At 64.4% G+C, this 21858-nt stretch carries 20 protein-coding genes; 8 read left to right on the forward strand and 12 right to left on the reverse strand.

Annotation, left to right across the window (positions count from 1 at the left end):
• The first annotated feature begins 165 nt into the window (after nucleotides 1-165).
• From ubiG to FHS78_RS12875, 3 genes are all read left to right on the forward strand, one after another.
• Nucleotides 166-936: a bifunctional 2-polyprenyl-6-hydroxyphenol methylase/3-demethylubiquinol 3-O-methyltransferase UbiG gene (gene ubiG / locus FHS78_RS12865; RefSeq protein WP_246220491.1), complete on the forward strand. Its 771-nt coding sequence runs from the start codon at nucleotides 166-168 to the stop codon at nucleotides 934-936.
• A 71-nt stretch (nucleotides 937-1007) separates the two neighbouring features.
• Entirely contained in the window at nucleotides 1008-1391 is a 384-nt protein-coding gene (locus FHS78_RS12870) for a c-type cytochrome (protein WP_167094779.1), read from the forward strand.
• Complete coding sequence (locus FHS78_RS12875) at nucleotides 1388-2770, forward strand: D-arabinono-1,4-lactone oxidase (protein ID WP_167094780.1); 1383 nt, start codon at nucleotides 1388-1390, stop codon at nucleotides 2768-2770. Before FHS78_RS12870 ends, FHS78_RS12875 begins: the two co-directional genes overlap by 4 nt.
• A 131-nt stretch (nucleotides 2771-2901) precedes the next feature.
• Here the strand turns inward: FHS78_RS12875 and FHS78_RS12880 are convergent, their stop codons facing one another.
• The 4 genes from FHS78_RS12880 to FHS78_RS12895 are packed head-to-tail and all read right to left on the reverse strand — an operon-like array spanning nucleotide 2902 to nucleotide 5251.
• Nucleotides 2902-3330: a DUF1178 family protein gene (locus tag FHS78_RS12880; RefSeq protein ID WP_167094781.1), complete on the reverse strand. Its 429-nt coding sequence runs from the start codon at nucleotides 3328-3330 to the stop codon at nucleotides 2902-2904.
• Complete coding sequence (locus FHS78_RS12885) at nucleotides 3327-4169, reverse strand: carbon-nitrogen hydrolase family protein (protein ID WP_167094782.1); 843 nt, start codon at nucleotides 4167-4169, stop codon at nucleotides 3327-3329. Before FHS78_RS12885 ends, FHS78_RS12880 begins: the two co-directional genes overlap by 4 nt.
• A 20-nt stretch (nucleotides 4170-4189) precedes the next feature.
• Nucleotides 4190-4447: a glutaredoxin 3 gene (grxC, locus tag FHS78_RS12890; protein ID WP_167094783.1), complete on the reverse strand. Its 258-nt coding sequence runs from the start codon at nucleotides 4445-4447 to the stop codon at nucleotides 4190-4192.
• 30 nt (nucleotides 4448-4477) lie between these two features.
• Nucleotides 4478-5251 carry a ComF family protein gene (locus FHS78_RS12895; RefSeq protein ID WP_167094784.1) on the reverse strand — a complete coding sequence of 258 codons (774 nt, stop codon included), beginning with the start codon at nucleotides 5249-5251 and terminating at the stop codon, nucleotides 4478-4480.
• Between the two features lie 84 nt (nucleotides 5252-5335).
• On the opposite strand from FHS78_RS12895, the gene FHS78_RS12900 reads away from it, so the two are divergent.
• On the forward strand, nucleotides 5336-6271 hold the full coding sequence (locus FHS78_RS12900) for a methyltransferase domain-containing protein (protein WP_167094785.1): 936 nt from the start codon (nucleotides 5336-5338) through the stop codon (nucleotides 6269-6271).
• A 4-nt stretch (nucleotides 6272-6275) separates the two neighbouring features.
• Here FHS78_RS12900 and FHS78_RS12905 read toward each other — a convergent pair whose 3' ends face one another.
• From FHS78_RS12905 to FHS78_RS12920, 4 genes are all read right to left on the reverse strand, one after another.
• The gene (locus tag FHS78_RS12905; RefSeq protein ID WP_205305311.1) at nucleotides 6276-6455 is read right to left on the reverse strand and encodes a Flp family type IVb pilin; all 180 of its coding nucleotides are present in this window, start codon (nucleotides 6453-6455) and stop codon (nucleotides 6276-6278) included.
• A gap of 33 nt (nucleotides 6456-6488) precedes the next feature.
• Nucleotides 6489-6914 (reverse strand): (deoxy)nucleoside triphosphate pyrophosphohydrolase, encoded by a 426-nt coding sequence (locus tag FHS78_RS12910; protein ID WP_167094786.1) that lies wholly within the window; start codon nucleotides 6912-6914, stop codon nucleotides 6489-6491.
• 128 nt (nucleotides 6915-7042) lie between these two features.
• Nucleotides 7043-8527, reverse strand: a complete 1485-nt coding sequence (gene argJ, locus FHS78_RS12915) for a bifunctional glutamate N-acetyltransferase/amino-acid acetyltransferase ArgJ (protein ID WP_167094787.1) — start codon at nucleotides 8525-8527, stop codon at nucleotides 7043-7045.
• 107 nt (nucleotides 8528-8634) lie between these two features.
• Nucleotides 8635-9456, reverse strand: coding sequence for a peptidylprolyl isomerase (locus tag FHS78_RS12920; protein ID WP_167094788.1), 822 nt, complete (start codon nucleotides 9454-9456; stop codon nucleotides 8635-8637).
• A gap of 456 nt (nucleotides 9457-9912) precedes the next feature.
• On the opposite strand from FHS78_RS12920, the gene secA reads away from it, so the two are divergent.
• Nucleotides 9913-12642 (forward strand): preprotein translocase subunit SecA, encoded by a 2730-nt coding sequence (gene secA, locus FHS78_RS12925; protein WP_167094789.1) that lies wholly within the window; start codon nucleotides 9913-9915, stop codon nucleotides 12640-12642.
• A 77-nt stretch (nucleotides 12643-12719) separates the two neighbouring features.
• Here secA and FHS78_RS12930 read toward each other — a convergent pair whose 3' ends face one another.
• Nucleotides 12720-14051, reverse strand: a complete 1332-nt coding sequence (locus FHS78_RS12930; protein ID WP_167094790.1) for a spinster family MFS transporter — start codon at nucleotides 14049-14051, stop codon at nucleotides 12720-12722.
• Between the two features lie 164 nt (nucleotides 14052-14215).
• On the opposite strand from FHS78_RS12930, the gene FHS78_RS12935 reads away from it, so the two are divergent.
• Complete coding sequence (locus tag FHS78_RS12935) at nucleotides 14216-15406, forward strand: epoxide hydrolase family protein (RefSeq protein WP_167094791.1); 1191 nt, start codon at nucleotides 14216-14218, stop codon at nucleotides 15404-15406.
• Between the two features lie 7 nt (nucleotides 15407-15413).
• Nucleotides 15414-16628: an epoxide hydrolase family protein gene (locus FHS78_RS12940; protein ID WP_167094792.1), complete on the forward strand. Its 1215-nt coding sequence runs from the start codon at nucleotides 15414-15416 to the stop codon at nucleotides 16626-16628.
• A gap of 115 nt (nucleotides 16629-16743) precedes the next feature.
• Here FHS78_RS12940 and FHS78_RS12945 read toward each other — a convergent pair whose 3' ends face one another.
• On the reverse strand, nucleotides 16744-17703 hold the full coding sequence (locus tag FHS78_RS12945) for an acetyl-CoA carboxylase carboxyltransferase subunit alpha (RefSeq protein ID WP_167094793.1): 960 nt from the start codon (nucleotides 17701-17703) through the stop codon (nucleotides 16744-16746).
• Between the two features lie 320 nt (nucleotides 17704-18023).
• Here FHS78_RS12945 and FHS78_RS12950 point away from each other — a divergent pair, with 320 nt between their 5' ends.
• On the forward strand, nucleotides 18024-18932 hold the full coding sequence (locus FHS78_RS12950) for a sigma-70 family RNA polymerase sigma factor (protein ID WP_167094794.1): 909 nt from the start codon (nucleotides 18024-18026) through the stop codon (nucleotides 18930-18932).
• Nucleotides 18933-18939: 7 nt separating this feature from the next.
• Here the strand turns inward: FHS78_RS12950 and xerD are convergent, their stop codons facing one another.
• Both xerD and FHS78_RS12960 read right to left on the reverse strand, forming a co-directional pair.
• Nucleotides 18940-19941: a site-specific tyrosine recombinase XerD gene (gene xerD, locus FHS78_RS12955; RefSeq protein WP_167094795.1), complete on the reverse strand. Its 1002-nt coding sequence runs from the start codon at nucleotides 19939-19941 to the stop codon at nucleotides 18940-18942.
• Between the two features lie 8 nt (nucleotides 19942-19949).
• Entirely contained in the window at nucleotides 19950-21854 is a 1905-nt protein-coding gene (locus FHS78_RS12960) for a hypothetical protein (protein WP_167094796.1), read from the reverse strand.
• Nucleotides 21855-21858 lie beyond the last annotated feature (4 nt).

The raw sequence follows: 21858 nt of genomic DNA on the forward strand, positions 1-21858 counted from the left end.
CTCAGGTTTCCGGACGACAGCTCTCGACCCGCTGAACGCGGCACATACATACTCGCATGGGCAATAGCCCGCAACCGGCGCAAAATGAAGGCCATACATAAGTTTCAGGCCGGCCCGACGCGACGGCGGACGCAGGGGCAGACACCAGGCTGAAGGCGGATCGACATGACAGGAACGAACAAGGCAGGCATGGCGGCTTCGGACGCCTATACCAGTATCGACGAGGGGGAAATCGCCCGCTTTTCCGCCATCGCCGCCGAATGGTGGGCGCCGGAAGGCAAGTTCAAGCCGCTCCACAAGTTCAATCCGGTGCGGCTCTCCTTCATCCGCGAGCGCGTCATCGCCCATTTCGGGCTCAATGCCAAAAGCCCCAAGCCCTTCAAGGGACTGCGTTTTCTGGACATCGGCTGCGGCGGCGGCCTGCTGTCGGAACCCATGGCCCGGCTCGGCGCGACGGTCACGGGGGCCGACGCGGCGGAAAAGAACATCAAGACTGCCTCGGTCCACGCCATGGAGCAGGATCTCGCCATCGATTATCGCTGCACCACGGCGGAAGAGCTGGCGGCGGCGGGCGAGCGCTTCGACGTCATCCTCAATATGGAAGTGATCGAGCATGTCGCCGACCGCGACCGATTCCTCGTCCATTGCGCGGAAATGCTGAAGCCCGGCGGGTTGATGTTCGTCGCCACACTCAACCGCACGTTGAAAGCCCACGCCCTGGCCATTATCGGCGCCGAATATGTGCTGGGCTGGCTGCCGCGCGGCACGCATGACTGGCAGAAATTCATCACCCCCGCGGAGATGGAGCAGGGCCTCGCCGGGGCCGGGCTCGACATCCTCGAATGGCAGGGCGTCAGCTACAACCCGCTGCTCGACCGCTGGTCGCTTTCCGGCGATACGGACGTCAATTATATGGCGCTCGCCACAAAAAAATAGTTTTCACTATTTTCTTGACGCATCTTTTCGTCTCGGCATGATCCCCTCACGGCTTTTGAGGGGACATCTCGATGAAAATCAGTGCGCAGGCAACACTCCTGCTGGGCGCTTTCCTGCTTCTGGCAGGCTGCGGCGAGGACAAGACGCCCGAGCCGGTGAACCTCACCGCGCGGCAGGCCTCTCTCTATCAGGCGTCCTGCCACACCTGTCACACCGTGCCGGAAACGGGCGCCCCGCAAACGCATGACCTCGCCGCCTGGAAACCGCGCATGGCGCAGGGCGAAGACACGCTGCTCGACCACATTCTGAACGGCTTTAACGGCATGCCGCCGCTCGGCCAGTGCATCGAATGCTCGCGCGAGGATTTCATCGCGCTGACGCGCTTCATGGCCGCGCCCGCCCCAACCGGGAAAAAGGCCGGAAAAGAGGCAGGGAAAGAGGAGACGAACCAATGAAATTCTCGCGCCGCCATTTCATGCTTCAGGCCGCGGGGATTTCCGCGCTGGCCGCGACGGGCACGATCCCGGGCACCGTCACCCGCGCTTTTGCCGAGGCGAAACAGGAAGCGCTTCCCTGGCACAACTGGTCGGGCGGACAAAGCTGCACGCCCGAGCGACGCGCCGCGCCCGCCAACAAGGAAGACCTGGCCGAATTGCTGAAGACCGGCCCCGCCCCCTTGCGGGCCGTGGGCGCCGGACACTCCTTCTCGCCCATCGTGCCCACGCAGGGGACGATCTTCTCGCTCGACCGGATGAGCGGCGTCATCGGCAGCGATCCGGCCACCGGCGAAGCCGCCGTCATGGGCGGTACGCGCCTCGGCGCGCTGGGGGCCGGGCTTGCCGAACGCGGCCTCGCCCTCGACAACATGCCCGACATCAACAAGCAGACCATCGCCGGCGCGATTTCCACCGCGACGCATGGGTCCGGCGCCGGGATCGGCTCGCTCTCGACCTTCGTGTCGGGCCTGCGCCTGATGACGACCGAGGGCGAGACCATCGACTGCGACGCCGACAACAATGCCGATCTCTTTCAGGCTGCGCGCGTTTCCATCGGCGCGCTCGGCGTCATCACCCAGGTGAAGCTGAAGGCCCGTCCGCTCTACAAGCTCAAGCGCCGCACCTGGGTCATGCCCATCAACGACATGCTGGAGGAAGCGCCGAAGTTCTGGCGCGAGAACCACATCTTCGAGTTCTACTACATCCCCTTCTCCGGCATGGCGCTCGGCATCTCCAACAACATCACCGACGATCCGGAAACGCCGGTCCCGCCGCAAACCGACGACGACTCGCTTGAAGAGTTGAAGATGCTGGAAGAATGGCTGGGCTGGGCGCCCTCGGCCCGGCGCTGGATCCTGCAGAAGATCATGGGCGACATCGAGCCCGAAGAGCGCGTGGACTATTCCCACAAGACGCTCTCCACCGAGCGCGGCGTGCGCTTCAACGAGATGGAATATCACCTGCCCCGCGAAAAGGGGCCGGAGACGCTGCGCAAGATCATCCGCGAAATCGAGAACAACAATCTGGAAGTCTTCTTCCCGATCGAGTTCCGCACCGTCGCCGCGGACGACATATGGCTTTCGCCCTTCCACCAGCGCGAAAGCGCCTCCATCGCGGTGCATCGCTACTACAAGGAAGACTACAAACCCTATTTCGCGGCGATCGAGCCCATCCACCGCGCCGCCGGCGGACGCCCGCACTGGGGCAAGCTCAGCACACTGACGGGCGCGGATTTCGCAAGGCTCTATCCCCGCTGGGAAGACTTCAAGCGCATCCGCAACGAACTCGACCCGAAGGGCCGCCTGCTGAACGATTATCTGAGGGGGCTTTTCGCCTAGACCGTTTCAGGTCCGGCCGCTCCGTCATTGCGAGCAAAGCGAAGCAATCCAGAGCCGCGCACTCAGAGCTGGATTGCTTCGTCGCTCTGCTCCTCGCAATGACGACGCAAATTCAATCCGGCAGTAAATGCCTAATTGGCCTTGTCGCGCGGCAGGGTCGGCAGGGGCGCCAGTTCGACGCCCTCCTCGATCAACTCTTCGGCCTCTTCGAGCGTCGTCTCGCCGTAAATGTCGCGATGCCCGGTTTCGCCGTAATGGATGCGGCGGGCTTCCTCGGCGAACTCATCGCCGACATAATCGAAATTCTGTTCCACATGGCGGCGCAGCGCCGTCATCAATTGCGAGACGCGCTCGACCGCTTCCGCCTGCGCATCGCTTGTTACCTTCGGTGTGCCGCCTTTTGCGATGGCAGGCGCCATCAGCGCGCGGCGAACTTTCCGGCTGTCGCAGACCGGACAGCGCACATCGCCTGCGGCCGCCTGTTCCTCGAACCCGGCGGACGACGAGAACCAGCCATCGAATTCATGGCCCTTCGCGCAAACCAGTGCGTAGTGGATCATGCGCCCGGCTCCGCCAGATGCCATTCGCGGTCATGCTTCAGGCTCGGAACGGCGCGGCGGGCATCTTCGACGGATTTGAGGTCGATCCCGAATGTCGTCACGCCCGGTTCCTCGCCGTCGATCTCGGCGACGATTTCGCCCCAGGGCGACACCGCCAGGCTGTGGCCATAGGTTTCGCGTCCGCATTCATGCACGCCCCCTTGCGCGGGCGCGAGCACATAGCAGCCCGTCTCGATGGCGCGGGCGCGCAACAGCACATGCCAGTGCGCCGCGCCGGTCTTGCGGGTGAACGCGGAAGGAACCGTCAGAATATCCGCACCCGCCCCGGCCAGCGCGCGATAGAGATGCGGGAAACGCAGATCGTAGCAGACGCTGAGACCGATCCGCCCCAATGGCGTGTCCGCGCAGACGGCCCGCTTGCCCGGTTCGTAATTCCGGCTCTCGCGATAGCTTTCGCCGCCCGCCAGATCGACATCGAACATATGGATCTTGTCGTAATGCGCCGCGACCTCGCCGTCCGGTCCGATGAGATAGGAACGGTTGGCGATCTTGTCGTCGCTCACCTTGATCGGCAGCGACCCGATGACAAGCCAGAGCCCCCGCCGGGCCGCCAGCGAGCGGAACATCGGCAAGGCCTCGCTATCGACTTCGTCTTTCACCTTCGCAAAGAGATCCTGCGACTTGGTTTCGAGCAGCGAGGTCATTTCGGGCGTTGCGATGAGCGTAGCGCCGGCATCCGCCGCCTCTTCGATGAGGCGGCAAGCATCGCTCAGATTGGCTTCCGGGTCGCGCCCGCTGCGCATCTGCACCAGGCCCGCGGTGAAACTTGTCTCGGCCATTGCGTTTCGCCCTGTTCGGATCAGGCCGACAGCAGCGGATCGAGCTTGCCTGCCTGCTCAAGCGCATAAAGCTCGTCGCAGCCGCCCACATGCCGCTCATCGATGAAAATCTGGGGAACCGTATGGCGGCCATGCGCGCGCTGCATCATTTCCCGGCGCTTGTCGGAATCCATGCCGACATCGATCTCGGTGAAGGAAATGCCCTTTTTGCCGAGCAGCGCCTTCGCCCGATGGCAATAGGGGCAGAGCATGGTCGTGTAGATCGTCACATCCGCCATCTGCGGAACTCCTTAAAAACAAACTCTTATTCATATAATCGCGCCCTCGCCCGTCACAACCCGCGCCAGTGCGAGCACGCGCACCTCGGCCGCGCCGGCACCGACAAGCGCCCTGGCGCAGGCCTCGACCGTCGATCCCGAGGTAATCACATCGTCTACAACTACCACACAGCGCCCCTGAAGGCCCGCGCGCCGCGCCTCGGCGATTTTGAAGGCCCCTCTGAGGTTGCGCCGCCGCGCCGCGCCGGAAAGGCCGACCTGCGGTCTGGTGGCGCGCACACGCAGCAGCGTCCGCCCGTCGAAAGGCACGCCGGACAGCCGGCCGATCCATCGGGCCAGCTCCGCCGACTGGTTGAACCGGCGTGAAAAGAGCCGGGCCCTGTGAAGCGGCACGGGCACGATGAGATCGGCGCCTTCCACCAGATCGGCGCCTGCCCGCATCATCCATTTGGCAAAGGCGGGGGCCCCTTCCAGGCGGTCGCCATATTTGAAACGGGAAATCAGCAGCCGACTCAGATCGTTATATTGCATCGCCGCCCGCGCCGCGCAGTAAGCCGGCGGATGCGCCAGCGCCACCGCGCTCACCATTTCCTCTTCCGGCGGCTGCGCCCCGCCGGGCCGATAGGCGAAGGGAAGACCGGTGACCCGGCAGCGCGGCTCCTCGATAAATGCCGCCTCGCTCCAGCATGCGCCGCACAATGTGCCGTGCTCGGCCACGCCCTGCCCGCAGGCCAGGCAGACCGGCGGCAGCAGAAAATCGGCAAGACGCGAGAGCCCCGTCGCGGTCGGGGTGGCGATCGGCATGGGGCAAGACTAGCCGAGGCCCGGGACCCTGCGAAGCGCGAACATGCCTTGCGGCGGCGCCCGGCCCGACACAATATGCCGCCCATGACGAACGCCCCCTCCGAGCACCTCATCTTCGACCGCGCCGCCCTGAGGCGCCACCGCGAGCGCGCCGCCGCGAATTTCGGCGATTACGACTTTCTCCTCACCCGGACGATGGAAGAGGTGACCGAACGCCTCCTCCACACCAACCGGACCTTTCCGCTGGCACTCGATCTCGGCAGCCATGACGGCACGCTGGGAAAGGCGGCTCTGCCGCCGGAAAAGATCGGTCGCATCGTCTCCGCCGACCTGTCTCTTGCCATGGTGAAGGGCGCACCGGGCCCGCGCCTCGTGGCCGATGAGGAGTTTCTGCCCTTTGCGGGTGAAACCTTCGATCTGGCCGCCAGCATTCTCTCGCTGCACTGGGTGAACGACCTGCCCGGCGCGCTCATCCAGCTTCGCCGTGCGCTGAAGCCCGACGGATTGTTCATCGGCGCCTTTTTCGGGGGCGAGACGCTGACCGAACTGCGCCAGTCGCTTGCCGAAGCCGAAATCGAAACCGAGGGCGGCCTGTCGCCGCGCGTCTCGCCTTTCGCCGATTTGCGCGATGTGGGCGGCCTGCTTCAGCGGGCGGGCTTCGCCCTGCCGGTCGTCGATTCCGACCGCGTCACCGTGCGCTACGACAATGCGCTGAAGCTGATGGCGGATCTGCGCGGCATGGGCGAAACCAACGCGCTGGCGGAACGGCGCCGACAGCCGATGAAACGGCGCACACTTTTTCGCGCCGTCGAAATCTATGCGGAGAAATTCGGCCTTCCCGACGGGCGCATCCCTGCCACCTTCGAAATCGTGATGGCGACGGGCTGGGCGCCGCATGAAAGCCAGCAGCAGCCGCTGCGACCCGGCAGCGCCGCGCATAGCCTGGCCGACGCCCTGGGAAGCGAAGAGCAGACGGCGGGCGAGAAGGCCCCGCTCGGTAAGCCTTACGGAAAGAAGTGAACCGTCAGCCGGTCATGGCGTCGGCGACGCGCTGGAACAGATGCGTCAGCGCCGTATTGCCGAGCGACCAGACCGTCGCCGAAATCGCCACCGCGATCAGGCTGGCGATCAGCGCATATTCGATCGCCGTCGCCCCGTTGTCGTCGCACCCGAAACGCCCCAGAAATTCCGTCAGCCTGCCCATCGCGCACCCCACCTCTTCAATGCGCGACAAGGCTCACATGAGCAGGTCGCGCAGCGCCGCCACCAGCGGTTCGTCCGCCGGCGGCATTGGATAATCCCGCATCCGGTTCGGCCTCACCCAGCTGAGCTCCTGCCCCTCGAGCGGCCGAACCTTGCCCTCCCAGCGCCGGCATACGTAAAGCGGCATCAGAAGGTGAAACGTCTCATAGGCATGGCTCGCAAAGGAAAGCGGTGCGAGACAGGCCGCCGTCACGTCGATGCCCAGCTCCTCCTGCAATTCCCGGATGAGCGAGGCTTCGGGCGTCTCGCCCGTCTCCACCTTGCCGCCCGGGAACTCCCAGAGGCCTGCCATGGGCTTGCCTTCCGGCCGTTTGGCCATCAGCACGCGCCCATCCGCATCGACCAGCGCGCAAGCCGACACGAGTACAATCTTCGGGGCAGCCCCCTCGGCACCGCTCATGCGTTCACGCGCTCCTCATATCATCGGGAAACGGGGTTAATTTCAGACACACGGGCCGCCCGACGCCCGGCAAAACCGGTATCAGGGTGAATGCGGGGTTAACCCCGCACCGTCCCGTCGCCGGGGCCCTAGCTGCGATAATCCGCATTGATGCTGATATATTGATGCGTCAGATCGCAGGTCCACACCGTGGCCGAGGCCTTGCCGACGCCGACATCGACGGCAATATCGATCTCCTGCCCCTTCATGTGCCGGGCAACGGGCGCCTCGTCGAAATCGGGCACGGCCTGACCGTTCTTGGCCACGTCGATGCCGCCGATCCGGATCACGAGCCTGTCCCGGTCGGCCGCCTCGCCCGATTTGCCGACCGCCATCACGATGCGGCCCCAATTGGCGTCCTCGCCCGCCACCGCCGTTTTCACCAGCGGCGAATTGGCGATCGCCATGGCAATGCGCCGCGCCGCCTGATGGCTCTCCGCGCCGCCCACCGTTACCTGAACGAATTTCGTGGCGCCCTCGCCGTCCCGCACCACCTGATGCGCGAGATCCAGCATCAGCTCGTCCAGCGCCCGGCGGAATTCCCTCAATTTGGGATCGCCCGCCCGGCGGACCGGCGTGGCATCCTTCATCGCGGCGCCGGTGGCAAACAGCATCACGCTGTCGCTGGTCGAGGTGTCGCTGTCCACCGTAATGGCGTTGAAACTGTCGCGCGTGCCGAGCATCAGCAGCGTCTGCGCCGTCTCGCGGGTCAGCGCCGCGTCGGTAAAGATGAAGACGAGCATGGTCGCCAGATCCGGCGCGATCATGCCCGAGCCCTTGGCAATGCCGTTGATCGTCACCTCCGCATCGCCCACCTTGCAGCGCCGCGTGGCAAGTTTGGGATAGGTGTCGGTGGTCATGATCGCCTGCGCGGCGGCATCCCAATTGTCGGGACGCGCATCCTTGAGCGCCATCTCGATCCCCGCGACCACGGGCGCGGGGTCCATCGGCACGCCGATAACGCCGGTGGAAGCGATGAAGACATCCTTCTGGCGGCAATTGCCCGCATTGGCGGCGGCCGCCGCCGTGGCCTTCACCGTCTGGACGCCGGCCCGGCCGGTAAAGGCGTTGGAATTGCCCGAATTGACGACAAGCATCCGCCCGAGGCCGCCATCTTCCAGATTGCCCCGGCACCAGTCCACCGGCGCGGAGGCCGTCTTGGAGGTCGTGAAGACGCCCGCGGCCTGCGTGGTATCCGCCATGCGCACGACCAGAAGGTCGGTCCGGTTCCTGTATTTGATGCCCGCCGCCGCTGTCCCCAGCTCCACGCCCTCGATCGGCGGAAGCGCCGGATAGCTTTTGGGCGCAAGCGGGGAAACGGCAGGCGCCGCTTTCTTCTTCGCGGCGCCGGTCTTGCTCCCCGTCTTGGGCGCGGGCTTTTTCTTGACGGGTTTCTTCTTCGCCGCCGGCGCGGTCGCGCTCGCCTTGACGGTTTTGCGCGTCGCCCGCGTCTGCTTGGCCCGGCTATGAGGTTTCGCTTTCACGCGCGGCTTGGCCTTTGCCTTGCCGCTCACCTTCTTGCGGGGTTTGACAGAAGTTTTCGTGCCGCTTCGGCTGCTCGTCTTCACCGTCATGTGCCGTCTGCCCTCGTCGCGCCGCTTTCCGTGCCGGGCCGCCGCTGCCGCGCGCCCCGTTCCCGGGCGCGCTTCGATTCAAAGCCCGATGTCTCTATCTACAGCAATCAGGGCGCATCCGGAACAATCCGGGGCCTGTCGGGATTGGCCGAGGCCTCGCCGCCATCCGCGCCGACGATTTCGATATCGGCTTCGGCCCGCATCTCCTTCATGAGCTTCTGCCCTTCTTCCTGCGCCAGGCCGCGAATGACGTCCTGCCGGGCTTCTTCGAGCGTGGGCTTCTTCACGTCGCGCATCTCCAGCAGCTTGATCACATGCCAGCCGAACTGGGTCTGAACCGGGTCGGAGACCTCGCCGGGCTTCATCGCGAAGACCGCATCGCCAAAGGCCGGTACGACATCGCCCTTCTTGAACCAGCCGAGATCGCCGCCGTTTTCCGCGCTGGGGCCGGTGGAAAATTCCTTGGCGACGTCGTTGAAGCTCTTGCCGCCCTTCAACTCGGCTTCCGCCTTCTGCGCATCCTCCTTGCTGGACACCAGAATATGCTCGGCATGCGCCTCCTTCTTCGCGGGGGCTTCGGCGATATTCTTCCGGTAATAGGCCTCGATCGCCTTGTCGTTGATCCGGCTCTGCATGAGCTGCAGCCAGTAGAAATCGCGCAGCGCCTTTTCCTGCGCATAGGCAATCCGCCGCTTGGCGCCCGGATCGTCGTCCACATGCTTCTCGCGGGCCGTCTCGGCGACGACCTTGCGGTCGATCAGCGCGCTGAGCAGATACTGAAAACGCATCTGTTCCGAAACGCCCTGCAGCGAGCCCCCCATATTCTCGTCGGCCAGCGCCACATCCGCATAGGTGATCGGGCTGCCGTTCACCTTTGCAATGACGTCATTGGGTTCGGGTGCCGGACCGGCGGCGGACTCGGCCGCCATGGCATGGCCCCCCGACAGGAGGAGCGACGCACTCAGCACGGAAGCGGCGAGAGCAAGGGGAACGGTGCGGAAGGCAAACATGACAGGACTTTCATATTTCGGGATGTGCGGCGCGGGCCCCGCGCCCGGATGGCGGCCACCCCGCGCAAAAACGGGAATCTGCGGCCGAAAAGGGCCTGAATTGTGACAATTCGCCCGCCTGCCGGGCGTGGGGCGCGATCATGGACCGGGGCCCATGCGCACACAAGGCGCTTTGTGGGACGGATGCCCCTTGCCGGGCCGCCGCCGTTACATTGACAAGAAATTGAGGCCCCCTTACATCTCCCTTGGCTTTCTGCCTTGGAAGGGGATCTGGGCTCCGGGGCAAGGTTAAGGACCTTGAGGGCCCGGCCGCCGGAAAGCCTATCCCGCATGCCCGGCCGCAATCGATGGCACAGCGCAAGAGGATTTGACCTGATGGCTAGCTTTGGCGCTCTCGCCAAGCGATTTTTCGGCTCGCAGAACGACCGCAAGATCAAGCGTTACCGGACCAGCGTCGAGGCAATCAACGCCTTCGAGCCGGAAATGGAAGCCCTGAGCGACGAAGAGCTCCAGGGCAAGACGGCGGAATTCCGCGCGCGCCTCGCCGACGGTGCCACAACGGACGACATTCGCGACGAAGCCTTCGCCGTTGTCCGCGAGGCCGCCAAGCGCGTCCTCGGCCAGCGCCATTACGACGTGCAGCTCATCGGCGGCATGGTGCTTCATGAAGGCAAGATCGCCGAAATGAAGACCGGCGAAGGCAAGACGCTCGTCTCCACGCTCGCCGTCTATCTCAATGCGCTGCCCGGCAAGGGCGTTCACGTCGTGACCGTGAACGACTATCTGGCCAAGCGCGACGCGGCCTGGATGGGGCAGATCTACAGTTTTCTCGGCATGGAAACCGGCGTCATCCTGCATGGCATGAACGACGACGAGCGCCGCGAGGCCTATGCCGCCGACATCACCTATGCCACCAACAACGAACTCGGCTTCGACTATCTTCGCGACAATATGAAGTATCAGCTCGAGGCCATGGTGCAGCGCGCCCACCCCTTCGCCATCATCGACGAAGTGGACTCGATCCTCATCGACGAGGCGCGGACCCCGCTCATCATTTCCGGTCCGCTGGACGACAAGTCCGATCTCTACATCAAGATCGACGACATCATTCCCGAACTCGTCGAGGAAGATTACGAACTCGACGAGAAGCAGCGCACCGTCACCCTCACCGAAGAGGGTAACGAACACGCCGAAGGCATTCTGCGCGAGCACGGCATCCTCGAGGAAGGCTCGCTCTACGACATCGAAAACATCTCGATCGTCCATCACGTCAACAATGCGCTGCGCGCCCACAAGCTCTTCCTGCGCGACCGCGACTACATCGTCAAAGGCGGCAAGGTCGTCATCATCGACGAGTTCACCGGCCGCATGATGGAAGGCCGGCGCTATTCCGACGGCCTGCACCAGGCGCTGGAAGCCAAGGAGCGCCAGCCGATCCAGCCGGAAAACCAGACGCTCGCCTCGATCACCTTCCAGAACTACTTCCGCATGTACGAAAAGCTGGGCGGTATGACGGGTACGGCGCTGACCGAAGCCGACGAATTCCTCGACATTTACGGCCTCGAAGTGCTGGAAGTCCCGACCAACAAGCCGATCGCGCGTATCGACGAGGACGACGAGGTTTATCGGACGGCGAAGGAAAAATACGACGCCATCGTCGACGAAATCGTCGAATGCCAGAAGAACGGCCAGCCCGTTCTGGTCGGCACGGTTTCCATCGAGAAATCCGAAACGCTTTCCGCCGAAATGAAGCGCCGCAAGATCAAGCACAATGTGCTGAATGCGCGCTATCACGAACAGGAAGCCCATATCATCGCGCAGGCCGGTGTGCCCGGCGCCGTGACCATCGCCACCAACATGGCCGGCCGCGGTACCGACATCCAGCTCGGCGGCAATCTCGATATGCGTATCGAGGACGAGACCGCGGGCATCGAAGACGAAGCCGCCTACAACGCCAAGGTCGAAGAGATCAAGGCGGATATCGACAAGAAGAAGGAAACCGCGCTTGCCGCGGGCGGCCTCTATGTCGTCGGCACAGAACGCCATGAAAGCCGCCGCATCGACAACCAGCTTCGCGGACGCTCCGGCCGTCAGGGCGATCCCGGCCGTTCCAAATTCTATCTTTCCCTCGAAGACGACCTGATGCGCATCTTCGGCACCGACCGGATGGACGGCATGCTGCAGAAGCTGGGTCTGGAAGAGGGCGAGGCCATCATCCACCCATGGATCAACAAGGCGCTCGAGAAAGCCCAGTCCAAGGTGGAAGCCCGCAACTTCGACATCCGCAAGAACCTCTTGAAGTTCGACAATGTCATGAACGACCAGCGCAAGGTCATCTTCGACCAGCGCATCGAACTCATGCGGGAGAAGGACCTCAACGAAACCGTCTCCGACATGCGTCGTCAGGTGATCGACGACCTTGTGGCGCGCTGCATTCCCGAAAAGGCCTATGCCGAGGAATGGGACATCGCGACGCTCAAGCAGGAAGTCTCGGAAACGCTCGGCCTCGACCTTCCTATGGACGAATGGGCGGAGGAAGAAGGCATCGCGAACGAGGAAATCCGCGACCGCCTCTATCGCGCCGCCGACGAAGCCATGGCCGGCAAGGCCGCGCAGGTCGGCCCCGAACTCATGCGCCAGGTCGAAAAGGCCGTCGTCCTGCAGACCCTGGACCATCACTGGCGCGACCACCTGCTGATGCTCGACCATCTGCGTCAGGCCGTTGGCCTGCGCGGCTATGCGCAACGCGATCCGCTGAACGAATACAAGGCCGAGGCCTTCGAACTGTTCGACAACCTCCTTACGAATCTTCGGGTGGACGTCACGCGCCAGATCAGCACCGCCCAGTTCGTGACCGAGGAGCAGGCTCCGCGTATCGAGGACGAACAGCTCCCCGAAATGCATGCGCATCATCAGGACCTGACCACCGGCCAGGACGAACTGGAAGGCGGCGACGTCGCAACGCTTCAGCGCACCGTCCGCAACGACCCGGGCGTCACGGCGGACCCGAACGACCCGACGACATGGGGCAAGGTGTCCCGCAACGCCCCCTGCCCCTGCGGCTCGGGCAAGAAGTACAAGCACTGCCACGGCGCGCTCGGCTGACGGAGCCGAGGCCGCCAACGAACAAAAAAAACCCGCCTTCGCAAGAAGGCGGGTTTTTCATGTCGTCCGCAGTTCGGTCAGCTCGTCTCCGCCGCGATGGCCGCGTCCATATCCTCTTTCAGCACCTTGCCCGCATGGAAATAATGGAATGCGGCGAGGATGTTGATGAGCGAGGTGAACAGAAGCGCGTAGCGCAGGCTGTCCGACCCGAAGGGACCTGTCAGCGCATCGCTCAAAAGCCCCACGAGCTGCGGACCGAAACCAAGCCCGATAATGTTGAGCACGAAGAGCATGATGGCCGCCGCCAGCGCCCGCATGTGAAGCGGCGCCAGCCCCTGGATCATGGAAAAGCTCGGGCCGAGATAGAAGGCGCCCAGCGCAAGCCCCGGCAGATAGAGCAGGATCGCCGTCGTCGTATCGTCGACGAGATAGAAGCCAATGATGAAGGGGATCGCGAGAATCTTGGCAATCGTCAGGATCCACGCATTCCAGCGTATATCCTTCCGTGCCAGCCGGTCGGCGAGATAGCCGCCCGACAGCGCCCCTATGCCGCCGACGACGCCGGATGCCGGACCGAGGAAAAGACCGACCTGCTCCGGCGTCATGCCGTGACTGCGAATGAGAAAGGCCGCGCCCCAGACAAGCCCGCCATATCCGACGAAGGAGGTCAGCGTCACGCCCAGGATCACATGCCGCGCGGCGCGCGTTTTCCACAGATAGGCGGCCGCCCTTTTGAACTGCCCCTTCTCCTGAATTTCCATCGCCACGCCGTCGGCATGACCGCGCGGAGGCTCCTTCATGGTGAAACGCACCAGGAGCGCGATGATCACGCCGGGCAGCCCGACCACGAAAAACGCTTCGCGCCAGCCCCAGTGCTGCGCGACCCAGCCCCCGACCACGAAGCCGATCATCGTGCCCAGATATACGCCGAGCGAATAGATCGCCATGGCGCCGGACCGCTTGTCGCGCGGATAAAGGTCCGCGATCATGGAATGCGACGGCGGGCTCGACCCCGCCTCGCCGATGCCAACGCCGACGCGCGCCGCGGCCAGTTGCCAGAAGTTCTGCGCCAGCCCGCAAAGCGCGGTCATGATGCTCCAGACGAACACCGCAATGGAGATGATGTTCCGCCGGTTCGCCCTGTCGGCCAGCATCGCGATCGGCATGCCGAGCGTGGCATAGAAGATCGCGAAGGCGATGCCCGACATGAAGCCGAGCTGCGTGTCGCTGAGATGCAGGTCGTTCTTGATCGGCTCGATGAGAATGCCGACGATGCTGCGGTCGACGAAACTCGATGTATAGGCCAGAAGCAGGATCGCCAGCGCATAGCGGCGATAGGCTGGCGTGATGACGATAGCCGGCTGTGCTGCCGTGGCAGCGCCCCCCGCCGTGCTTGGCTCAACGGCCATTCGGTATCCTCCCCGGTGTTATTTGTTGCGCACAGGTTACTTGCGCTGCGTCAAGGCCGCAATCGCGATGCGTGTCCTTCCTCGCTTGCGGCATCGGACAGCGCTGCCATAATCGGCGCGCCGAAAGAAGCACAAGCAAACGACAAAGCCATAAGGGAGACACCATGGGCGCGCCGCAACCCTTCGCCATCGACATTCCGCAAGCCGGAATAGACGCCATCATGGATCGCGTTCGCGCCTATGAGTGGCACGAAATGCCGGCCATCGACGAAGGCGGCGACCGTTGGGCCTATGGCACCGACATGGCCTATATGCGTGAACTATGCACCTATTGGCTGAACGACTATGACTGGCGCGCAGCGGAAAAGCGTCTCAACGCCTTTCCCCAGTTCATCGCCGATGTCGACGGCCTCGATGTCCACTTCATCCATGTGAAAGGATCCGGCAGCTCGCCGGAAACGCTTCTTCTCACCCATGGCTGGCCCGGCTCCGTCCTCGAATTCTACGAGGTGATCGAACCGCTCGCCCATCCGGAAAAATTCGGCGGCAATGCGGAAGACGGCGTGAATCTCGTGATCCCGTCGCTGCCCGGCTATGCCTTTTCCGGCAAGCCCGCAAAGCCCATGGGCCCGCGCGCCACGGCGGCGCTGTGGGACAAGCTCATGCGCGAGGTGCTGGGCTACGAGACCTATATCGCGCAAGGCGGCGACTGGGGCTCGATCGTCACCGGCTGGCTCGGCTATGAGCACGGCGTCGACAAAAAGGGCGGCTGCAAGGCCATTCATGTGAACATGAACGGGCTGCGCCCCACCGTGCTTCCCGAAACGGATGAAGAAAACGCCTGGGCGGCAGCCGCCGGCGCGGCCTTCGGCATGGACGGCGCCTATATGCAGATCCAGATGACGAAGCCGCTGACGCTTTCCTACGCCATGATGGACAGCCCCGTCGGCGCCGCCGCCTGGATCGTCGAAAAATTCCATTCCTGGTCGGACCGCCGGAACGGCGACGTGCCGGGCCATCTGGAGAACGCCTTCTCCAGGGACGCGATGCTGACCGACATCATGCTCTATCTCGTGACCCGCAGCTTCGGTTCGGCCATCTGGTTCTATCGCGGCATGATGGAAGAAGGCGGCGTCAACATGGACCCCGGCACGAAGGTGGAAATCCCCACCGGCATGGCGAAGTTCCCGCAGGAAGCGACCGCCTATTGCATCGGCCCGCGCAGCTATATGGAAAAGGGCTTCAACATCGTGCACTGGTCGGAGCCGGAACGCGGCGGACACTTCGCCGCCTGGGAAACCGGCCGCCTTTTCGCCGATGAAGTGATGAGCTTCGTGAAGAAGATCAAAGGCTGAGGTGTCCATGACCCATCGCATCGTTCCCGCCGACCCGTTCACCGTTCACATCTCCGAAGAGGAGGTCGAGGATCTGCGCCGCCGCCTTCAGCGCACGCGCTTTCCGAACGAACCGGTGGGCAACCGTCACTGGGAATACGGCACCAGCCTTCCCTATATGGAAAAGCTGGTGTCTTACTGGCGCGACGATTTCGACTGGCGGGCAGCCGAAGAAAAGCTCAACCGCTTCCCCCAGTTCCGCGCGACCTTCACCGACGATGACGGCGAAGATCACACCATCCACTTCATCTATGAGCGCGGCACGAAGACGGATGGCAACCCCGACCCGATCCCGCTCGTCATGACACATGGCTGGCCGTCCACCTTTCGCGAGTTTCTCGACGTGGTGGAGCCGCTCGCCCATCCCGAACGCTTCGGGCGGGAAGACCCGGCCTTCGACGTGATCGTGCCTTCGCTTGTCGGTTACGGCTTTTCATCGCTGCCGCGAAAGCCCATCGGCCCCGCCGCCATCGCTGATCTCTGGCATCGGCTGATGACGGAATGCCTGGGCTATGACAGCTATGCGGCACAGGCCGGCGACTGGGGCAGCTTCGTGACGTCGCGCCTCGCGCTCCAGCACCCGGAAGCGGTGCGCGCCATCCACCTCACCATGCTGCCGCTGCGCCCCGCCCTCAAGGACGAGAGCCAAGAGCCGGTCAACGACGAAGAATCGAAATGGATCCGGGAGATGCAGGCCTGGTGGCGTCAGGAGGAAGGCTATCGCTCCATCCAGTCCACCAAGCCCATGGCGCTCGCCTTCGGCCTGACGGACAGCCCGGCCGGCCTCGCCGGCTGGCTCGCCGACAAATATTACCGCCTCGGCGATACCGACAAGACCGACACCATAGACGGCATGGAGCGGCGCTTCCCCTATGACGACATCCTGACCCAGTTCTCGATCTACTGGTTCACCGGCACGATCAACAGCGCCAACACGCTCTACAAGGCCGGTCCCGCCGAGGGCTCGCACCAGTTGAAACCGGGCGAGCGCGTTACCGTGCCCGTGGCCTATTCGGAATATCCGATCGATACGCTGCCGGACACGCCGCGCTCATGGGCGGAACGAAGCTACAATATCGTCCGCTGGCGGATCATGGAGAAAGGCGGCCATTTCGCCGCCATGGAAGAGCCGGACTATTTCGCCGACGATGTGCGCGATGCGTTTGCGGAGATGCTGGGGTAAGACCCGGACAAATCGCCACCCCGATCTCGATCCGGGGTCCGTTCACGCTCTCATCGGACCGGAAACCGGTGTGGGTTCCGGGTCGGGCCCGGAATGACGCCATCGCCTCCTCGCGTCAGGCGATCCCCTGACGGCCCATGGCGAGGAACTTCTCGCGGCGCAGGCGGCGCAGCGTGTCGGCATCGAGTTTTTCGAGCCCTGCCAGCTCTTCCTCGATGGCGTCGCCCGTATCGCGGATCATCTGCGCGCGCTCGCGATGCGCCCCGCCGACGGGTTCTTCCAGCACGCGATCCACGACACCGAGTTTGTGCAGATCCTGCGCGGTGATCTTCATCGCGGTCGCCGCGTCTTTCGCCTTGTCGGAACTGCGCCAGAGGATCGACGAGGCGCCTTCCGGCGAGATCACGGCATAGACGGCGTGTTCGAGCATCAGCACGCGATTGCCGCAGGCGATACCGATGGCACCGCCCGACATGCCTTCGCCGATCACAACGGAGATAAGCGGCGTCCCGAGCGACAGGCAGCGATCCGTCGACCGCGCAATGGCTTCCGCGACGCTGCGCTCTTCGCTTTCCATGCCGGGATAGGCGCCCGACGTATCGGCCATGGTGATGACCGGAATATCGAAACGCTCGGCAAGCGACATCAGCCGGATCACCTTGCGGTAGCCCTCGGGCCGCGCCATGCCGAAATTGTGCTTGATGCGGCTCTGCGTGTCGGAGCCTTTTTCATGACCGATGATCATGACGGAACGGCCGCAGAACCGGCCGAGGCCGCCCATGATGGCCGAGTCCTCGCCATAGACGCGGTCGCCGCCCATCGGCGTGAAGTCCTCGACCAGCCGTTCCACATAATCCTTGAAATGCGGACGGGCCGGATGGCGTGCCACCTGCACCTTCTGCCAGGGATTGAGCGAGGCATAGGTCTCGGTCAGCAGGTTCGCCGCTTTCTGCTCAAGCTTGGAAACCTCGTCGCCGATGCTCATGGACGGGTCGTCCTGTGCAAGACGTTTCAGCTCCTGCACCTTGCCTTCGAGTTCGGCAATCGGCTTCTCGAAATCGAGATAAGTATGCATTGCGCTCCGGGAACTCCCGTCCATTCACCCGCTTGAACCGCATTCCCGCCAGCCCGTCGGCCCCTTGGCGGGAGATTGCGCCGGGACACTGGCCCGCCCCCGTCGCCTTGTCAACTGCAACTCGCTGCAAGGGAAACATCGTGCCGATTCAGGGACTTAAAAGGGTTAAGACCATGCCCTGTCACAAACCGGCCCGCCCGTCCGTCTTCCCGATATATGCATCGACGCAACGGCCCGGCAGCCCGGCCCGTCATGGGCTATGCTGCCACCGTCCGAGGACCACACGAATGCCCCATGTCCCCACTCGCCCATCTTCCCGCATGAACGCCTCCGACGCGGAAGACGTCTTTCTGTCCCATCGCGCACGCGCTTTCGCGGTGGCCTACCGCATGCTGGGCAGTATCGCGGAGGCGGAAGACGTCGTGCAGGAGGCCTGGCTGCGCTGGCAGGGCGCGGACCGCTCGCATATCGCTTCGCCCGAAGCCTTCATCGTCACCACCGCGTCACGGCTTGCCATCGACCATCTGCGCAAGGCGAGTACGCGACGCGAAACCTATGTCGGCCCCTGGCTGCCCGAGCCGATGGTCACCGACGACGCCCCGGCACCCGCCACGCCGGAAGAACGCCTGGAACTCGCCGACGACATCTCCATCGCGCTGCTGCATTTGCTGGAAAGGCTCGCGCCGGAAGAGCGCGCCGTGTTCCTGCTTCACGAGGCCTTCGATTACAGCCATTCGGAAATCGCGGGGCTGATCGGAAAGTCGGAAGCCGCCTGCCGCCAGATGCTGTCGCGTGCGCGCAAGCGCGTGAAGGCCGAGCATCCCCGTTTCAACACCGAGGCGCGCGAACATGCCCGCCTGGCGGAGCTTTTCCGGCAGGCACTTGCAAAAGGCGATCCGGAAAAAATCCTCGCCTGCATGAAGGACGACGCGATCTTCTACAGCGATGGCGGCGGCAAGGTGCTGGCCGCGCTGAACCCGCTCTTCGGCGCCGACAAGATCATGCGGTTCTGGCTGGGCATCATGCGAAAGGCGGAAGAGCCCATTGTTTTCCGCCCGGTCGCACTGAACGGCCTGCCCGGCTACCTCCTCACCGAAGGCGACACGCTTCACTCGACCGTCAGCCTGCGCATCGAGGACGGCCGCATTGCCGCCATCTATGTGCAGCGCAATCCCGACAAGCTCGCCGGCATCATGCGCCGGATGGGGCTCAGACCGCCGCCGGTCTGAGCCTCTCTCAGGCGCTATCCTTCTTGGCAAGCGGGTGCTTGGTTTCCACAAGTTCCTTCAACCGCTCGTCCAGCACATGCGTATAGATCTGCGTGGTCGAAATATCCGCATGGCCCAGCATCTGCTGTACCGCGCGCAGATCCGCCCCGTTGGCCAGAAGGTGGCTCGCAAAGGCGTGGCGCAGCGTATGCGGCGACACGCGCTTGGGATCGATCCCGGCGGAAACGGCGAGATCTTTCAGAAGCTGCGCAAAGCGATGCCGCGTGAGATGGCCCTGCCGCCCGCGCGACGGGAAGAGCCAGGGCGACACCCTGTCGCCCAGACGGCGCGCCCGGAGCGGCACATAGTCGTTGATCGCCGCCCGCGCCGTATCGGACAGCGGCACCAGCCGTTCCCGGCCGCCCTTGCCCGTCACGGTGAGGAACCGCTGATCGCCCCGAACCGCCGAAAGCGGCAGGCCGACAAGCTCCGACACGCGAAGCCCCGTGGCGTAAAGCACCTCCATCAGGCACACCAGCCGCGCCCGCTTGTAGGCGAGTACTTCTTCCTCATGGCTGCGCCCGTCCACGGTCTGCCGCGCGGCGGCAAGCAGGCCGTCGACTTCCGCGACAGCCAGCGTCTTCGGCAGGGGCCTCGCCCGCCTCGGACCCTCGACCGTGCTGCACGGATCGTCCGTCCGCACGCTGTCCGCATACAGAAAACTGTGGAACTGCCGCACGGCCGACAGGCGCCGCGCCGCTGTCGCGGCGGAAAGCCCCTGATTGTTCAGCGCTTCCAGATAGGCACGAATGTCTTCCGTGGCAGCTTCATGCACACCGCGACGTCGCCCCGCCAGAAAACCGGCGAAGTCCTTCAGATCGCGATGATAGGCCTCGAGTGTGTTGCGCGCGGCACCCCGTTCCGCACTCAGCATTTCGAGAAAGGCCTCGATGTAACTCTGACCTTCGATCGTCCCCCCAACGGCCTCCCCGGTTTTCGTTACCTTGGTCACCGATGGTTGATTAGACATATTTTTACTTACCCACGTCCTATGCTACTCCGCGCTAACAGCGCCTCTATGGCAAGGCGCCGCGCCTCACCTTCAAGCTTGATATTTCCAAGACTCTTCACCGCTTCCGCCACTGCGTTCGCATGCGTGCCGGAGGGCCCGTGTTCGGCCAGCGCGGTCAGCGCCAGCAAAACGGTTTCGCCGCGCGCCCCGCGTGTGCTCGCCGCCTGCATCCGGCTGAACAGCGCTTCGCGCGGCGCGGCGCCGGTGAACAAATCCCGGCGATCCAGAATCGTATCCCAGACTTCCTTCGGCAGATCGGCGCCCAGCGCGTCGAGCATCACCGCCTCGGCGGCGGCAAAACGCTGCGTGGAGGTGACGCCGGAGCGCAGATCGCCCAGCAGCGTCGCGCCGATATCGTCCGGCAGGTCGATCCTGTCGCCCTTCATCAGGCGCAGCATGGCGTCGAGTTCGCGCGTTCCGCGGCCGAACCCGCCTCCCGCGGAGGCCATCGCCTCGCGCCAGGCGCTCGCGCGCGCGGCATCGCCGAGAACGATATAGGCGCGCACCGCGATGGGCGCAACGCCGGCCAGTTCGGCCCCGGTCCGGATCCGGTCCAGCAACGGCTTCAGGGCCTCGGCCGTCGGATAGGCAAGTCCGGCTGGTTCCGCCGTCGAAAGCGCCAGCGCGATCATCTGCAACTGTTTGCGCGGCATGACCTCGCGGGCAATGGCCTGGTAGAGGAGCGCGCGCCGCATGGCCGAACTGTCCGGATAGGTGCCCGATTTCAGCCCGTCGAAATCTTTCTGCGTGAAAGTCGCCGCCTTGTAGGCCGTCCCCAGCACATCGCCGCCCGCAAGACCGAGCCTCGCCGCGCGCTCGGCCGCCTCGATCCGTATCTCCGGTGCCGCCTCGGCGTTCTGCGCCAGCGCGGGCAGCACCGAAGGCACGGCAATCGCCGCGGCATTGGACGGAAAATCCCTCTTCGCGAGGCCGTAAAAGGCGAAATCGATTTCGCTCAGCCTGTCCGGGGCCGGTGCCTTCAGCCTGATCCCGTCGGCGGCCGCGCCCTGAAGCGAATAGAAGAGCGGGTCGTCCAGCCCTTCTTCCCGCGCAAGATCCGCCGTGATGCCGGACAGCTCCGGATTACCGCCGAGAATCTGACAATAAGCCGATAGTTTCAGCGCAAAGGCGGCCTGCGGCTCCGTCCTGAGATCGCCGCTGGCCGGCAGCGCGGAAAGCGCATCGCAGGCTTCCTTGCCCTTGCCCAACGCCAGCGCAGCCCGCGCCTGCAGCATGGCGATCGAGGCCGGACGGTCTTTCGGGGCCGCGGCGGCAAGCTCCAGCGCGTCGCTCGCCCGCCCGGCGGCCAAAAGCGCATCGAGCCTCAGTGCCAGAAAATCGCGGCCGCCGCCGCTGCCCGCGCTCAAACTCGCCGTCATGCCCGGAGGCGGCGTCGCGCCCGTCAGCAAAAGCCGCTGCCTGAGATTGATCAGCACGGGCGAGCCCTGCGCGGGCGGCAGATCGGCCAGCAATTGTTCGATGTCGCCCCGGCGGGAATTCTCCCACATATCGCTGCCGAGATTGCCGCTGTCGGGCCCGATGAGCGAGGCGGTGGAAGCATCCACGCGCGACAGGCGCCCGACCTGGATACTCGTCCCCGATGCGCCGGGTGTGGAGCGGATCACCCGCACGGCGGGCTCATCCGGCGCGGCGCTGCCGGAGGGGAATAGCTGCGCAGGGGCCGACCGGGCCGCGCCGCGATCGGCGCCGCCACCGGCATTTCCGCCGTCCCCGAGCCCCGTCCTGCCCGCATCGGTGGGCGCCGCCGTCCCGCCGGACGCACCGAAGCCGGGCGGCACGATGCTGCGCGGCCCCGAATAGGCGTCGGCCGCGGCCAGAGCCTGCGACGTCCCGAAAACGGCCAGGCACACGAAA

The organism is Parvibaculum indicum, from assembly GCF_011762095.1.
Classification (GTDB): domain Bacteria; phylum Pseudomonadota; class Alphaproteobacteria; order Parvibaculales; family Parvibaculaceae; genus Parvibaculum; species Parvibaculum indicum.

Excerpts from the sequence above, each read along its gene's own strand:
- ubiG (WP_246220491.1), top strand. The coding sequence starts at position 166 with ATGACAGGAACGAACAAGGCAGGCATGGCGGCTTCGGACGCCTATACC.
- FHS78_RS12870 (WP_167094779.1), top strand. The coding sequence starts at position 1,008 with ATGAAAATCAGTGCGCAGGCAACACTCCTGCTGGGCGCTTTCCTGCTT.
- FHS78_RS12875 (WP_167094780.1), top strand. The coding sequence starts at position 1,388 with ATGAAATTCTCGCGCCGCCATTTCATGCTTCAGGCCGCGGGGATTTCC.
- FHS78_RS12880 (WP_167094781.1), bottom strand. The coding sequence starts at position 3,330 with ATGATCCACTACGCACTGGTTTGCGCGAAGGGCCATGAATTCGATGGC.
- FHS78_RS12885 (WP_167094782.1), bottom strand. The coding sequence starts at position 4,169 with ATGGCCGAGACAAGTTTCACCGCGGGCCTGGTGCAGATGCGCAGCGGG.
- grxC (WP_167094783.1), bottom strand. The coding sequence starts at position 4,447 with ATGGCGGATGTGACGATCTACACGACCATGCTCTGCCCCTATTGCCAT.
- FHS78_RS12895 (WP_167094784.1), bottom strand. The coding sequence starts at position 5,251 with ATGCCGATCGCCACCCCGACCGCGACGGGGCTCTCGCGTCTTGCCGAT.
- FHS78_RS12900 (WP_167094785.1), top strand. The coding sequence starts at position 5,336 with ATGACGAACGCCCCCTCCGAGCACCTCATCTTCGACCGCGCCGCCCTG.
- FHS78_RS12905 (WP_205305311.1), bottom strand. The coding sequence starts at position 6,455 with ATGGGCAGGCTGACGGAATTTCTGGGGCGTTTCGGGTGCGACGACAAC.
- FHS78_RS12910 (WP_167094786.1), bottom strand. The coding sequence starts at position 6,914 with ATGAGCGGTGCCGAGGGGGCTGCCCCGAAGATTGTACTCGTGTCGGCT.
- argJ (WP_167094787.1), bottom strand. The coding sequence starts at position 8,527 with ATGACGGTGAAGACGAGCAGCCGAAGCGGCACGAAAACTTCTGTCAAA.
- FHS78_RS12920 (WP_167094788.1), bottom strand. The coding sequence starts at position 9,456 with ATGGCGGCCGAGTCCGCCGCCGGTCCGGCACCCGAACCCAATGACGTC.
- secA (WP_167094789.1), top strand. The coding sequence starts at position 9,913 with ATGGCTAGCTTTGGCGCTCTCGCCAAGCGATTTTTCGGCTCGCAGAAC.
- FHS78_RS12930 (WP_167094790.1), bottom strand. The coding sequence starts at position 14,051 with ATGGCCGTTGAGCCAAGCACGGCGGGGGGCGCTGCCACGGCAGCACAG.
- FHS78_RS12935 (WP_167094791.1), top strand. The coding sequence starts at position 14,216 with ATGGGCGCGCCGCAACCCTTCGCCATCGACATTCCGCAAGCCGGAATA.
- FHS78_RS12940 (WP_167094792.1), top strand. The coding sequence starts at position 15,414 with ATGACCCATCGCATCGTTCCCGCCGACCCGTTCACCGTTCACATCTCC.
- FHS78_RS12945 (WP_167094793.1), bottom strand. The coding sequence starts at position 17,703 with ATGCATACTTATCTCGATTTCGAGAAGCCGATTGCCGAACTCGAAGGC.
- FHS78_RS12950 (WP_167094794.1), top strand. The coding sequence starts at position 18,024 with ATGAACGCCTCCGACGCGGAAGACGTCTTTCTGTCCCATCGCGCACGC.
- xerD (WP_167094795.1), bottom strand. The coding sequence starts at position 19,941 with ATGTCTAATCAACCATCGGTGACCAAGGTAACGAAAACCGGGGAGGCC.